The sequence below is a fragment of the Roseibium denhamense genome (genome assembly GCF_009711415.1).
GTDB lineage: Bacteria > Pseudomonadota > Alphaproteobacteria > Rhizobiales > Stappiaceae > Roseibium > Roseibium denhamense.
On record NZ_SMLZ01000116.1, the window covers coordinates 301,564 to 315,331 of the forward strand.

The window sequence follows — 13,768 nt, forward strand, 5'->3', positions numbered from 1 at the left end:
CTTGCGGGCTGGCCGCCGCGGGTGTCGCAGCTGCCGGCGCTGCCGATTGCTGCTGTGTCTGGCAGCCGGTCAACGCCAGGAGCGCTGTTCCGACTCCAGCCAGAATGAGTTTTTGCACTGTCATGTCATTCTCCTTCGGCCCGTTAAAAGAGATCGTAGCGCGGACGGTCCTGTTCCCACTCATACTTGACCAATTCAACCAAAGCAGGATCCCCTGTCACCGCAGACCGGCCGCTTGCTTCAAAGAACGCCGCAAGGGCGGCGCGGGTCTTGCGCCCGGGCTGGCCGTCCACCGGGCCAGGATCGAAGCCAAGATCCGTCAATGTCTGTTGGAGAGCCCGGGCCTTTGCCCGCCGGTCCGCACTGGCAAGACCGTCTGTTGCCTTCTGGGCGGCGGATGAAGCCGGATCAACCGCGACAGCCAGGGCCAGCATCTTGACCCGCTCCTGGGCCGCTGCATCTCCCGATTGCCGCCCAAGCATGAAGGCGGTGTTGAAAGCCCCCCATGGGTCGCCCCGTTCCGCGCTTTCGCGGAACCATCTGGTGGCTTCGGCCTCGCTCTTTTCGACGCCCTGGCCGTTAAAATACATCAAGCCAATTGCGGTTCCGGCGGCAGGATGCCCGCCCTCGTGGGCTTTTTTAAACCAACCCAAGGCCGCAGCCATGTCTTCCGGAACGCCCTTCCCGTCCCGGTAGAGGGTGCCGAGGTTGAGGTAGCCGTAAACATCATCCCGGGCGGCGGACCGGTTAAAGTAGTAGACAGCCCGGCTGATATCCTCATCGACATGCTGGCCGCGCAGGTAGAAACCACCGATCGCATTGAACGCAAATGTATGTCCGGCCTCGACGGCTTGCAGGAGTTTTTCAAGTCCGGCCTGTTCGTCCTGAACAGTGCCCTCGCCCTTGATCTGGGCAAGGCCAAGCGAATGCAGCGCATAGGCATCGCCGCGTTCAGCCGCCTGTTCATAAAGCGAAACCGCCCGTTCCTGATCCCGGTCGATCCCCGCACCAAGATAATGCATTCTGCCAAGAACCTGTCCGGCCCTTACATGTCCCATCTGGTAGGCGCGCTCAAAGTCCTTTGCTGCCTGGGCAAGGTCTCCAGCCGCGAACGATCCCCGGCCGCGCTGAAACACAAACCGGCCAACCTCCGGATAGGTTTCCATGGCCTCGGAGCAAGCCGTAATAACGGCTGGTGCGTCCAGTTCGTTTGCAAGCCGGCCTTCGGCGACGGCCTGCAGGTCGAAAGGTTGAGCCGCCAGATCGTCACACGCAGTCACTTCCGGGCGAACCCGTTGAGCAACGGTCATTGCGGGTGCATCGGCCGTTTCAGGAATTTCAAGTTCGAACTGGCGGACACTGTCATTGCTTCCTATTTGCGGCCGAACGGTCAAGCTGTTCAACGCAGATGCCGGCAGCCGGTCACCGGCCTGCAGCAGCCGGTCATCGGAGGCAAGCTGCAATTGCGGATCAACGGAAACGACTTTCAACCACGAAGCGCTCGGACCGACGCCTTGAACAGGGGCCTCCGCATAGAGCGGGATCGGACCAACACCAACGGGTGCGGCCTTGGCGCCCGTTTGCACTGTGTCCTTCAACCAGGTTTTCAGTTCGGCAAGGAGCGCTGGGCCGCTCTCTTGCGGCGCGGGAACCGGCTCGTCTGAAGGCGTATCCGCCTCCGAAATAGTGACCGATGCAATGGCAGACGCCGTTCCACCCCAGGTATCCGTCACCTCATATCCGATAAGTTCAACCCCTGCACCACCCGCGCTGCCTGGGACATAAGCCAAACCGGCCAGGTCGGCGGCAGCCACCTGAACGCCTTCGGTGACCTCCGTTCCATCGATGAGAACCAGTTTTCCGCGCTCCGGCGCGAGCGTTATCAGGGCGGTTACGTCACCCCCTTCAGGCTGGACAGGTTCGGGTATTCCCAAGGGAGTGGCGCTATCACTTGCCAAAATGCCGATCCGGTGGTGCGCGGTGACAACCGGGGCCGGTTTGGGCGGGACGAAGTAAAAATCAGTGACAAGGGTAGAATCTTCATAAGGGATCTGCCGGCCGCCCGTCTTTTCGACCACGTCTTCCCGGACCCGCGTCATCAGATCCTTGATTTCCAGTGCCGGGTTGAGAGCGTTAGCCACAACAGAGGTTGTAAACGGGCTCATGGGCCCTGCCCCGTCATAAGCCACTTCGCCAGGGCGGGTGGCATAGGAGATGAAGGCCCCCAACTTGTTCGGAATACGCCGCAATCCGCGGGTTTTGCCAAGGCTGTACTCTTCTTCGCCCCAATATAGACTTGCGATCTCGAACGGATTGTCCCGGCAGGCATCCAGCATGACGATTTGCAAACTGGAAGCTGCCTTCATGTAATCGAGGAGATGCGAGACCTTCAGGCTTTCAAATTCCAGATCATATTGCGAGGCAAGTTTGGCATCGACCGGAAGCAAGAAATTGGAATCGCCCACCTGAAGCGCATGACCGGAATAGTAAAAGAGCGCCGTGTCTCCGTCGTTCAGTTCCCGCAAAAACTTCCGCACGACCAATTCGAGTTCTTTTTTGGTCAAGTCCGTCCCGATGGTCACATCGAAATCTGCATCGCGAAGCGTCTTCGTGATGGCAGCCGTATCATTCAGAGGATTTTCAAGCGGTTCAACGTAGCGGTAGGCCTCGTTGCCGATGACAAGCGCAACCCTGCGGCCATTTTCAACAGATGCCTCGGCGGCTCCGTGCCCGATCATGAATACCAAGGGCAATGAAAAGATGGCGGTCTTCAACGCGGGCATGCGGGGTTTGTATTTGATACCGGTCACCGGGTTGCGGCCCGGACTGCGTTCCGGAGAAGAATACGCGTTTTTCATACTATCCTCAGCGCTCTTGTCGTCCGGCCCACTATCGCACCTTCTCACCGCACCGGATGTGACAGCGCGCACACCGTGAACATTTTACCAGCGCCCCGGGCTCCCCACATTCCTTTACGTTAAGTGATGCACACTTACCCGTGGCGTGCAAGACGTATCCCCATCCTTCCGTTGGAAACACCCGGCATGGACGACCAATCGGGCATTCAAGACTGAGTCCTGGGTGCTTTTCATGCGGGCCGAGTCAAATTACGTTAGGCCACCACCTGCCAATCGTTCGACGTCGAATGAACGGCAGAGAGATGTACTTTTTGAAGGTGTTAAAGCGCCGGACGTGTCCCTTCCCGGGCGCTGGGCGCCTGTAACATACTCGCCGTGTGTGAACCGGAGTCCTCATGACCAGCAAACTCAAAATCCGCCCACTGGAACAGCACGAGATGAAAGTTCCAATGGATATGGCTGGCGAGGAAGGCTGGAACCCTGGGCTGGAGGACGGCGCCGCGTTTTTTGCGGCCGACTCCAAGGGGTTTTTCTGCGGTGAAATCGACGGCAAGCTGATCAACGTCATCTCAGCGGTGAAATATGAAGACAGCTTCGGCTTCATCGGCCTTTACATCTGCAAACCCGAGTTCCGGCAACAAGGGTTTGGCCATGTGATCTGGGATCATGCCATGGGCTATCTCGGTAACCGCCTGATCGGGCTTGATGCCGTTCTTGAACAGACGGCCAGTTACGCTGAGCATGGATTCCGGTCTGTCTACCGGAACATCCGGAATGCCGGGATATCCCAGTGGGACACACCGATGGATCCGCGCATCGCCCCGCTTGGACACGGCATTTTCCCATCAGTCGTTGATTATGACCGCCGCTTTTTCCCCGCTGGCCGCACCCAATTTCTGAGACAGTGGTGCGCGCCCATGCTGGAAACAAGGCGCGGATTTGCCTTTGTCGACGATGGTGAGTTCCGGGGTTACGGCGTTCTGAGAAAGTGCCTTGAGGGATACAAGATCGGCCCGCTATTCGCAGACACGCCCGAAATCGCCGACATATTGTTTCAAGCACTGGCCGGTCAGGTCAAAGGCGACCCTATCATCCTCGATACACCCGAGCCCAATGCAGCCGCGCTGCTTTTGGCGGAGCAATACGAATTGTCGCCGGAGTTCGAGACATTCCGCATGTATCGCGGCCTTGCACCCGAACTGCCGCTCGACCAGATGTTCGGCATTACCACTTTCGAACTTGGATAAGCGGCGTGGGGTCTTCTTAAAAATGGATCCCAACACCGTCAGCTGATCGTCAATGACCGCCATTGCGATAGGCCAGCATGGCGCCCGCAAGGTCTTCCAAAGCGGCTCCAACAGACTTGAAAACAGTGATCGCCTCGCTGGATTGGCGACCTGGATGGTCTGACCGGCAAAGTTCGTAAAGATCCGCCTTGATGTCCGCTTCCGTAATCAAACCGGCTTTCATGGGTTGTACAATATCGCCGCCTTCGACGAGGCACCCATCGCGTGTGTCGACATAAAGTTCTGCGCGCTTGATTACCTCGTCATCACTTTCGCGCATGGACGGCTTGAATGCCCCGACCAGATCGACATGGGTACCGGCTCTCAGGTCCGCCCCCCGGATCAGAGGCTCCGATGACAAGGTGGCTGCGCTCACGATGTCCGCATTTTCAAGCGCTTCGCCGAGTTTCCCGGCAACAGTGACCTTGACCGGATAGGACGAGCCGATTTCCCTTGCCAGGTTTGCCGATTTTTCTTTCGACCGCCCCCAGATGGTGACCTGTTTGATCGGTCTGACCGCCATGTGTGCCCCAACGAGGTTGATGGCCAACCGGCCCGTCCCAACGACAAGCAGATGCTCCGCATCCGGCCGCGCAAGGTAGGATGCCGCAAGGGCCGAAGCGGCGGCTGTCCGGCGCGCAGTCAACTCGCCGCCATCGATCAGCGCAAGCATCTTCCCCGTGCGCGCATCCGACAGCAAATACTGGGCAGACACGGCTGGAAGATTGCGGTCCGAATTGCCCGGTACGACATTCGCGACCTTCACACCGGAAAAGCCACCTGGCACCCATGCGGGCATCAAGAGCATGGTTCCGTCCTCTTCACCAGGTATTTCGACATCATGGTGATGCCGGGTCGGCATAACGCAGCCGCTTTGAAATATGGCCCTCAAACTGTCGATGAGTTCGGGGAAAGGAAGGGCATCGCGGGTCTGGTCTTCACTCAGCAGCAGCATGTTTGGCAATCGTCAGGTCTATCGGTGGGATGTTACGCTGCTACAAGACCACAGGACCCGTGGACACACCATGGTTTTGTCGGGAAAATTCAACACATGAAAAAAGCCAGACCGTTTCCGGCCTGGCTTGATGTCGGGCAACGCGTAAATAGCGGTCAGATCGCGAGGTATTCCTGGCGCAGCTCGGCGTTGTCGAGAACTTCCTGGGCCGAGCCGTCGAAAACGACTTCGCCCATATCGAGGATCACGGCACGGTCAGCAAGGTGCAGCGCGGCAATTGCATTCTGCTCCACGATCACAGTGGTGATGCCAAGATCCTTGACGCCTTCCAGGATCCGCTCGATCTCCTGCACAATGACCGGTGCAAGCCCTTCATAGGGCTCGTCCAAGAGCAGTAGCTTGATGTCCCGCGCCAGCGCCCTGGCGACAGCCAGCATCTGCTGTTCGCCGCCGGACATGGTTGTGCCTTCCTGATTGCGGCGTTCCGCAAGCCGCGGAAAGTGTTCATAGATCCGTTCGATCGACCAGCCCTTCGGCTCGGCAATCTGGGAGAGTTCAAGATTTTCTTGAACTGTCAGACCTTGGATAATCCGCCGGTCTTCCGGCACCAGCCCAACGCCGAGGCGGGACGCCTCATAGCTCTTCATTTCGTGCAAGGGCTTGTGATCGAGCCAGATCTCGCCATGGGTCAGGGCTGGATCGTCCATCCGCGCGATCGTTCTCAACGTTGAGGTCTTGCCGGCACCATTCCGGCCCAGAAGGGCCAGAATTTCGCCCTCGCGGATGTCGAAGCTTACGCCCTGAACGATGTAGCTTTCGCCGTAATAGGCATGCAGATCCCAGGCGGAGAAGAACGCAGGGGCCGCGCCCCGCGCCTTGCGCGGCTGAATGCCCGGCGCGGACTTGCCCTCAAATTGGTTTTCGAGAATGCTCACAGGTGCGCTCCTCCCAGATAGGCTTCCTGAACACGCGGATCGCCCTTGATATCTTCCGGCTTGCCTTCCGCGATGATCGTTCCCTGAGCAAGAACGGTCACCTTTTCGGCCAGCGAGAACACCACGTGCATGTCGTGTTCGATAACGACCTTGGTGATGCCACGGTCACCGATGCGTTTCAGGAGATCGATGGTATTGTTTGTGTCGGCACGGGACATACCGGCGGTCGGCTCATCCAGGAGCAGAAGCTTCGGGTCCTGGGACAGGCACATGGCCAGCTCCAGGCGCCGCTTGTCACCGCGCGAGAGCGAACTTGCAATGATGTCCCGCTTTTCGGCCAAACCGACATCCTCGAGCATATGCATCGCCTTGTCGCGGATCTCGGCGTCCTGATCCACCCGGGCAAAGGCATGAAGAGCAAAGTCTCCATCCCGCTTTGCCAAGGCCGGGATCATAATGTTTTCAAGGAGCGTGAGCTCGCCGAATATCTCCGGTGTCTGAAAAACGCGGGAGACACCCACCTGGTTGATTTCGTGCGGCTTCATTCCCGTCAGAGAAATATCGCCGAACATCACGGTTCCCGTATCGGGCGCAAGGCGCCCGATCATGCAGTTCAGGAAGGTCGACTTACCGGCACCGTTTGGTCCGATGATGGCGTGAACGGTCCCCTCGTTGACCTTAAAGTTCACATTGTTGAGTGCTTTCAGGCCGCCAAACGACTTGTTCACACCTTCTACGCGTAAGATTTCCATGTCGCGTGTTCCTTACTCGGCCGGTGCCGGGGTTGCGCCGGAGGCATCAGCCTCCTTTTTCTTCTTGCGCGAGAACAGTTTGCCGATCCGCTGGAAGCCTTCCATGATGCCACCTGGCAGGAAGATAACGATCAGCATGAACATGATCCCAAGGGTCAGGTGCCAGCCCTTGCCGATAAACGGATGGATGACGAAGACCAGGATATCGGACACAGCCTCTGGCAGAGCGGAGAACCACTCATAGAGAATGTTGTCGTTGATCTTGGAGAAGATGTTTTCACAGTACTTGATAAATCCAGCGCCTAAGACCGGACCAATCAACGTACCCGCGCCACCTAAGATCGTCATCAGGACCACTTCACCAGAGGCCGTCCATTGCATGCGCTCAGCTCCGGCCAGCGGATCCATGGCAACCATCAGACCGCCTGCGAGCCCAGCATACATGCCTGAGATAACGAAGGCTGCGAGAGTGTAAGGCCGTGAGTTCAAACCCGTGAAGTTCATCCGCTGCTGGTTGGACTTGACAGCTCGCAACATCATCCCGAATGGCGAACGGAATATCCTGACCGCGATATAGAACGCTATCATCATAACCACAGCGCACAGGTAGTAGCCCGCGTTGAAGGTGAAGAGCCACCCGCCCAACGACAACTCAAAACTGTCACGCATGTTTACGCCAAAGAAATGCGCCAACGGAATGCTGCCGTCGACCTGGCTTACACCGAGGATCCGCGGATCATCCAACGCAAGCTGCAATCCGGTCTCACCGTTAGTGATCGGTGTCAGAACCGAGTAAGCAAGGGAGAAAGACATCTGGGCGAAAGCGAGGGTCAGGATCGAGAAGTAAATACCCGATCGCCTTAGCGAGATGTAGCCGACCAATAGAGAGAACAGACCAGCGAAAATCACGGAAATGATGATGGCCGGAAGCACATTCATGGTCAGCAGCTTCATCATCCAGACGCCGGCGTAGGAGCCCACTCCCAAAAAGGCGGCGTGGCCAAAGCTGAGATAACCCGTCAGGCCGAAGAGGATGTTGAAGCCAATTGCAAAGATCCCGAAGATCAGGAAACGCTGCATAAGGTCCGGATAACCGGCATTGAACTGCGCAAGTTCGGAGTTTTCCGGAAACGGGTTCAACAGGAAGGGGGCCAACACCACCAATAGAAGAACCAGCAGGAAAAGGGACGTATCTTTTTTATCTAAACCCAACATCGCTTAGCTCTCCATGACGCCTTTGCGCCCCATCAATCCACGCGGACGGGTCAGCAGGATTACAATGGCAACGAGGTAAATGATGATCTGATTGATGCCCGGCAGCAGGGAAACCACCTGCGCCATCGAGGCGAAGCTCTCAAGGATCCCGAGAACAAAACCGGCTAGGACGGCACCCGGAAGCGACCCCATACCGCCGACAACAACCACGACGAAACTCAGGACAAGGAAGTCCATGCCCATATGGTAGTTCGGTGAATTAATCGGTGCATACATGACCCCAGCCAGCCCGGCAACGACTGCTGCTAAGGCAAACATCACCGTGAAACGCTTGTCGATATTGATGCCAAGAAGCCCGACCGTCTGTCTGTCGGCCATGCCGGCCCGCACCACCATTCCGAACGTGGTGTATTGCAGGAAGGCGAAGACGCCTCCAATAATGACCGCCGCGAACAGGAAGTACACGATCCGCCAGTACGGATAGATGATCACGTTCGGGTCCATTCCGATCATGGCTCCGAAATCGAAGCTGCCTGCGAACACATCCGGCGCCGGCGTCGGGATCGGGTTTGCACCAAAAAAGTATTTAATGATTTCCTGGAGTACGATAGCGAGGCCGAAGGTAACAAGGATCTGATCCGCATGCGGGCGCTTGTAGAAATACTTGATCAGACCGCGTTCCATGGCGAGGCCGATAAACGCCATGATCGGGATCGAGAACAGGATCCCAAGCGGGACGGACCAGTCGATGATGGCAGCTCCTGTTTCCGGTCCAAACCAGGCTTCCACGTAAGGCGTTTCCACCTTTAGCGGATTTCCAAGAAAGTCGGTCCGTTCCGGGTCAATTGTCGTGTAGGACAATGACAGCAGGCGGCTCAGGGTAACCGCACAAAAGGCGCCGATCATGAACAAGGCGCCATGCGCGAAGTTCACCACGCCTAGTGTGCCGAAGATGAGGGTCAGCCCGAGTGCGATCAGCGCATAGGCCGATCCCTTGTCCAGACCATTCAGAATTTGAAGAAGTATCGCGTCCATCGCTCTTCGCTCGGATCAAAGCGCGCGTGGCAACTGCCCCCAACCGCGCATAGTTTTAAGGATCAGGCAGGGCAGAAAACCGCCCTGCCTGCTAAATATGTTTGGGTTATGCGCCGGAGTTGCAGGTGCCGAGGGCACCGCCCGCAAACTGCGGATGATCCGGAGCGTAGGTGACCTGCTCAACCGGGGTCACTTCCACGATTTCGAGAAGGTCGAACTCCGAAGTCGGGTTCTCTTTCCCTTTCACGACCAGAACATCCTTGAAGCACTGGTGGTCTTCAGCGCGGTACAAGGTCTTGCCGTTACCCAAGCCGTCGAACTCGAAGCCTTCGAGCGCCTCGACAACGCCGCACGGATTGAAGGTTCCAGCCCGCTCACACGCATCAGCGTAAAGCAGCGCCTGAACGTAGCAAGTGTGGGCAGCCTGGCTCGGCGGGAAGCCGTACTTCTGACCGAACGACTGAACGAATGCCTTGGAGCCTTCGTCCTGAAGCGACCAGTGCCAGTTGGTGGACCCAAAGATGCCCTTAACGTTCTCACCGGCACCCTTCGCCATCAAACGCGAGTAAAGCGGAACGATAATTTCGAAGTTCTTGCCGTTTACGACCTTGTCGCGCAGGCCAAATTGAACCGCGTTGGTGAGTGAGTTCACCATGTTGCCGCCGTAGTGGTTGAGCACCAGAACGTCGGCATCTGACTGAAGCACAGGCGTGATGTAAGCGGAGAAGTCCGTCGCTGCGAGCGGCGTCTTGACGGTCTCGACCGTTTCCCAACCCATTGCCTCGGTGGATTCCTTCACCGCCTGCTCTGTGGTGTAACCCCAGTTGTAGTCCGCAGTCAGGTGATAGGCCTTGCGGTCTGCGCCGTAGGCGTTCTTCAACACCGGAGCAAGTGCTGCGCCGGACATGTAGGAGTTGAAGAAGTGACGGAACCCGTTGGCACGGCGGTCTTTACCGGTGGTGTCGTTTGAGTGGGTAAGACCCGCCATGAAGATGACGCCGGCTTCCTGGCAGAGCGCCTGCACGGCGACGGCCACGCCGGAGGACGAGCCGCCGGTGATCATGACGGCGCCGTCTTTTTCGATCATGGACTTTGCGGATGCGCGGGCGGCGTCCGATTTCGTCTGCGTATCACCGGTTACATACTCGACTTTCTTGCCGAGAATACCGGATCCCTTCAGCGCCTTGGATGAAAAGGTGTTCATCATCCCGCCATCGCCTTCACCATTCAGGTGCTCGACAGCAAGCTCGTAGGCGCGCAGTTCATCGGCCCCTTCATCTGCGTACGGGCCGGATTGCGGCACGTTGAAGCCAAGGGTCACCGTCGAGCCGGTCGGCTCGTTCAGGTAACCTTGCGCCCAAGCGCGGCTGGTTAGGATCGTCGGCATGGCAAGAGCCGTGCCGCCGAGGGCGCCAGCGCGCAGAATGGAACGACGATTTAGGGGTTTGCGAATTAAGCTCATACTTTCCTCCCAGAAAGGCAGGGCACACCACCTCGGTGCACCCGGAACAGCTGTACAGCCGCAAGCAGACCGGCTGTTCCCCGATCGGCGCACCGATTCCTCAGGCCAGAACTGCAAGCTGGGCAGACTGTAAAAAATGAGGGGAAGAAACGGCAATACGACTATCGGCGCGCCTGCATTCCGGCTTTATTATACTTATGAAGTAGACAGCATACTTTTTGAAGAAATCAGCACAAATATGCTGCGTCGCAATATTTTATTTAATCATAAAATACATATACTTATCGTAATTTATATTGCGCCGCACTATTCCGTTTACGTAAAGGTTATAAAGAGCAAGACTTTCAGAAACTTAGACCAAAGACTGAGCCCCTGGAACCAATGAGGCGGCCTTGAAGGGCTCATCCGCCGTTTGACCCTTGCATTGGCGCATCCTAAAGTTGCGCCGCGTCCATCGAGCTTCACGAAAACATCAGGCGGATCATGACACTTATTAAGTCTTTGGAAGACCTGCAGGCTCTTTATGGGCTGCCGCAGGAAGCAGCGATGATCAAAGAGATCGACCATCTCAACCACGGTTACCGCAAGATCATCGAGACCGCGAAGTTCTGCACGCTTTCGACTGCCGGCCCGGAAGGGCTTGATTGTTCGCCCCGCGGTGATGCTGGGCCCGTTGTGAGAGTTCAGGACGAGCGCACGCTGCTCATGCCGGACAGGCGCGGCAACAACCGGATCGATTCTCTCCGCAACATCATCCGCGACCCGCGCGTCTCACTCATGTTCATGATTACTGGCTGGACGAATGTTCTGCGGATTAACGGAACAGCCGTGATTTCCGCGGAAGATGATCTTCTGAATTCTTTCGCGATCGATAACCAAAAGCCAAGATCGGTGATTATCATCACCATCCAATCCGTGTATTTTCAATGTGCCCGGGCCATTATGCGCGCAGATTTGTGGGACGCGGACGACCAGTCCGGCTTGAATGACTTGCCGACACCGGGCGGGATCATGAAGGAAATCAAAGATGGCTTCGATGCTGCTGCCTATGATCGCGAATGGCCGGAACGGGCCGCCAAAACCATGTGGTAGCAAACCATGAACCGGCCGCGCCGCCGGTTCCTGAAGTCCAGTGCCGCGTTAGCCGCTGGAATTATAGCGGCCCGCTGGGACATGATCGGAGGCTCTGCCATGGCGCAACCCAATCCGCTGCCGGAGGGCTTCCGTGTGCCGGCTGAAGACATACCGCATCTGCGCACTTTCATGCAGTGGCCGGTTCTGGGGCCCGCCCATGATGACGCGGATTTTGTCGACTATCTGCAAGATACAATTGCCCGCATCGCCAACACAATCGCCGCTTTTGAACCTGTTGTCCTTTTGATGGGAAAGCAACATATCGGCGCAGCCCGGCAATTTGTCTCAAACGATGTTGAGATCTGGGACGTTCCCACCGACGATTTGTGGTGCCGGGACTCCGGACCGCTTTTTGCCCGGAACGATCGCGGCGGCCAGGCCGTCGTCAATCTCAACTTCAATGGCTGGGGAGACCGGATGGCGAACCCGAATGACCGTTTGGTCGCCGCGCGGGTCGCAGAACGGCTTGATTTGCCGGTTTTCGATAGCGGCATAGTGGGAGAGCCCGGAGGCGTCGAATGGGATGGAGACGGGACGCTTCTTGCGCACGAAAGCAGTTGGGTCAATCCAAATCGTAACACTCTCGGCCGGTCAGAAATCGAGGCGCGGCTGCTGCGGGCGTATGGCGCCGAAAAAATGATCTGGGCGCCGGGCGTCGCGGGTCAGGATATCACTGATGATCATATTGATGCGCTTGCCCGTTTCACCGAACCGGGCACAGTCCTGTTCCAGGCCCCCTACCCGGACGATGATGACGTGTTTTCCAATTCAGCGCGGGTCACCTTGGATATCCTGAAAACGGCTCGAGATGCGCGCGGGCGGCGTCTTGAGATTGTCGAGGTCCCCTCACCCGAATACCCGCGGATAGATGACGAAGAGTTTGTCAGCTCATATGCCAACTACTATGTCTGCAACGGTGCCGTGATCTGCGCGGAGTTTGGCGATATGGACACCAATCAAGAGACTATCCAGACGCTGAAGGACCTTTATCCGGACCGGGAGGTCGTCAGCTTGAATGTGGACGCGCTCGGCGAAACCGGGGGCGGCATTCATTGCGCGACCCAGCAGCAGCCCGCCTAACAGAGAGCGGCGCGCACTTCCGGACGCCTTTAGTGTAAGCGCCCTGTCGAATCCTGGTGCAGTTTGGTGATAGGATTACCCCTGATTGAATTTGCGCATCAGGGAGATGAAAGGAATGCCAAGCATCCGGTTTCAAGACCTCTGGGATCACCATCCATACCCCCGCAGTCCTTGCGACACCCGCCACTTCTCGAACCAATGCGCCATTCGGATGGGCGTTGCCCTGAGCGGCGCCGGTGTCAGTTTGACAACTTTCACCGGGGCCAAATGCTATCCGGGCCTCAGGCACGACCCGAAGCATATCTTGCGCGCTGAGGAACTTGCAGAGTGGATTGCAGCCCGGCCCCGGACCTTTGGCACCCGGTCCGTTCATCAACGCGCCTCCGCCAGTGACTTTGACAATAAGAAAGGGATTGTCTTCATTAAGGACGGATGGGGCGCCGGCGACCATATCGATGTTTGGAATGGCCGCAGCATGAAAGGCGGTCAACTGGATTGGTTCGCGCGCGGGGTGGAAGTATGGTTTTGGGAACTCGAGTAGCAGCAGCTCTTATTGCCTTAGCGCTCTCAAGCGCCTGCGTGCCCTGGGACACGGGCAGTGAACTCGAAACCGCAACGATCATGGGCAAATCGGTCACACTCGTCCAATCCGGCGGCACCTGTGTCCTGCGGGCATTTGGCGAAACACAAGATGTGTCACTGCGCGTCGGCACACCTTGTGCGTTTCAACGGGCTGATGGAAAGCCGCAGATTTATGAATTTCCCGAGCTTGGCGGCACATCTGTTGCCGTGATCGTCGGAACACCCATTTCCGACAGCAAACGGGCGGACTATGACCTATCCGAAACAGAGCCCTGTTTCAGCAACGCGCAGGGAATCACTTTGACGCGGCGCGTTGTTCATGTGTCCGACGCCATCGCCGAAAACGGCCTTTGGTGCAAGAATATCGGAATGGACCGCCGGTTCTTTTTCGGCTTTGCCGAAGACCTGAGTGGCGCACGGCAATCCGCACAGTGACGCTACGCTGGCAATCAGCTTTGGGGAGCTGGAGGAAAT

At 57.3% G+C, this 13,768-nt stretch carries 12 protein-coding genes; 5 read left to right on the forward strand and 7 right to left on the reverse strand.

All coding sequences use genetic code 11. The features are described 5' to 3' along the window. Positions 1-143 precede the first annotated feature (143 nt). Positions 144-2,858 carry a caspase family protein gene (locus E1180_RS21330; RefSeq protein ID WP_155194654.1) on the reverse strand — a complete coding sequence of 905 codons (2,715 nt, stop codon included), beginning with the start codon at positions 2,856-2,858 and terminating at the stop codon, positions 144-146. A gap of 395 nt (positions 2,859-3,253) precedes the next feature. Between E1180_RS21330 and E1180_RS21335 the strand changes: the two genes are divergently transcribed. Further along, positions 3,254-4,105: a GNAT family N-acetyltransferase gene (locus E1180_RS21335; protein WP_155194656.1), complete on the forward strand. Its 852-nt coding sequence runs from the start codon at positions 3,254-3,256 to the stop codon at positions 4,103-4,105. A 49-nt stretch (positions 4,106-4,154) separates the two neighbouring features. Here the strand turns inward: E1180_RS21335 and lhpI are convergent, their stop codons facing one another. The 6 genes from lhpI to E1180_RS21365 all read right to left on the reverse strand — a co-directional run bounded on the left by lhpI (position 4,155) and on the right by E1180_RS21365 (position 10,498). Beyond that, on the reverse strand, positions 4,155-5,099 hold the full coding sequence (lhpI, locus tag E1180_RS21340) for a bifunctional Delta(1)-pyrroline-2-carboxylate/Delta(1)-piperideine-2-carboxylate reductase (protein WP_155194658.1): 945 nt from the start codon (positions 5,097-5,099) through the stop codon (positions 4,155-4,157). A gap of 155 nt (positions 5,100-5,254) precedes the next feature. Further along, the gene (locus E1180_RS21345) at positions 5,255-6,034 is read right to left on the reverse strand and encodes an ABC transporter ATP-binding protein (RefSeq protein ID WP_283404439.1); all 780 of its coding nucleotides are present in this window, start codon (positions 6,032-6,034) and stop codon (positions 5,255-5,257) included. Further along, positions 6,031-6,786 (reverse strand): ABC transporter ATP-binding protein, encoded by a 756-nt coding sequence (locus E1180_RS21350; protein ID WP_155194660.1) that lies wholly within the window; start codon positions 6,784-6,786, stop codon positions 6,031-6,033. The genes E1180_RS21345 and E1180_RS21350 overlap by 4 nt, the downstream gene beginning before the upstream one ends. A gap of 12 nt (positions 6,787-6,798) precedes the next feature. After that, positions 6,799-8,001 carry a branched-chain amino acid ABC transporter permease gene (locus E1180_RS21355; protein WP_155194662.1) on the reverse strand — a complete coding sequence of 401 codons (1,203 nt, stop codon included), beginning with the start codon at positions 7,999-8,001 and terminating at the stop codon, positions 6,799-6,801. A 3-nt stretch (positions 8,002-8,004) separates the two neighbouring features. After that, positions 8,005-9,036, reverse strand: a complete 1,032-nt coding sequence (locus tag E1180_RS21360; RefSeq protein ID WP_155194664.1) for a branched-chain amino acid ABC transporter permease — start codon at positions 9,034-9,036, stop codon at positions 8,005-8,007. A gap of 106 nt (positions 9,037-9,142) precedes the next feature. Next, on the reverse strand, positions 9,143-10,498 hold the full coding sequence (locus E1180_RS21365) for a substrate-binding protein (RefSeq protein WP_155194666.1): 1,356 nt from the start codon (positions 10,496-10,498) through the stop codon (positions 9,143-9,145). A gap of 483 nt (positions 10,499-10,981) precedes the next feature. Here E1180_RS21365 and E1180_RS21370 point away from each other — a divergent pair, with 483 nt between their 5' ends. From E1180_RS21370 to E1180_RS21385, 4 genes are all read left to right on the forward strand, one after another. Continuing rightward, entirely contained in the window at positions 10,982-11,590 is a 609-nt protein-coding gene (locus E1180_RS21370; protein ID WP_155194668.1) for a pyridoxamine 5'-phosphate oxidase family protein, read from the forward strand. A 6-nt stretch (positions 11,591-11,596) separates the two neighbouring features. Continuing rightward, positions 11,597-12,712 (forward strand): agmatine deiminase family protein, encoded by a 1,116-nt coding sequence (locus tag E1180_RS21375; RefSeq protein ID WP_155194670.1) that lies wholly within the window; start codon positions 11,597-11,599, stop codon positions 12,710-12,712. A gap of 115 nt (positions 12,713-12,827) precedes the next feature. Next, complete coding sequence (locus E1180_RS21380; protein ID WP_155194672.1) at positions 12,828-13,253, forward strand: type VI secretion system amidase effector protein Tae4; 426 nt, start codon at positions 12,828-12,830, stop codon at positions 13,251-13,253. Then, positions 13,238-13,729: a hypothetical protein gene (locus tag E1180_RS21385; RefSeq protein ID WP_155194674.1), complete on the forward strand. Its 492-nt coding sequence runs from the start codon at positions 13,238-13,240 to the stop codon at positions 13,727-13,729. The genes E1180_RS21380 and E1180_RS21385 overlap by 16 nt, the downstream gene beginning before the upstream one ends. Positions 13,730-13,768 lie beyond the last annotated feature (39 nt).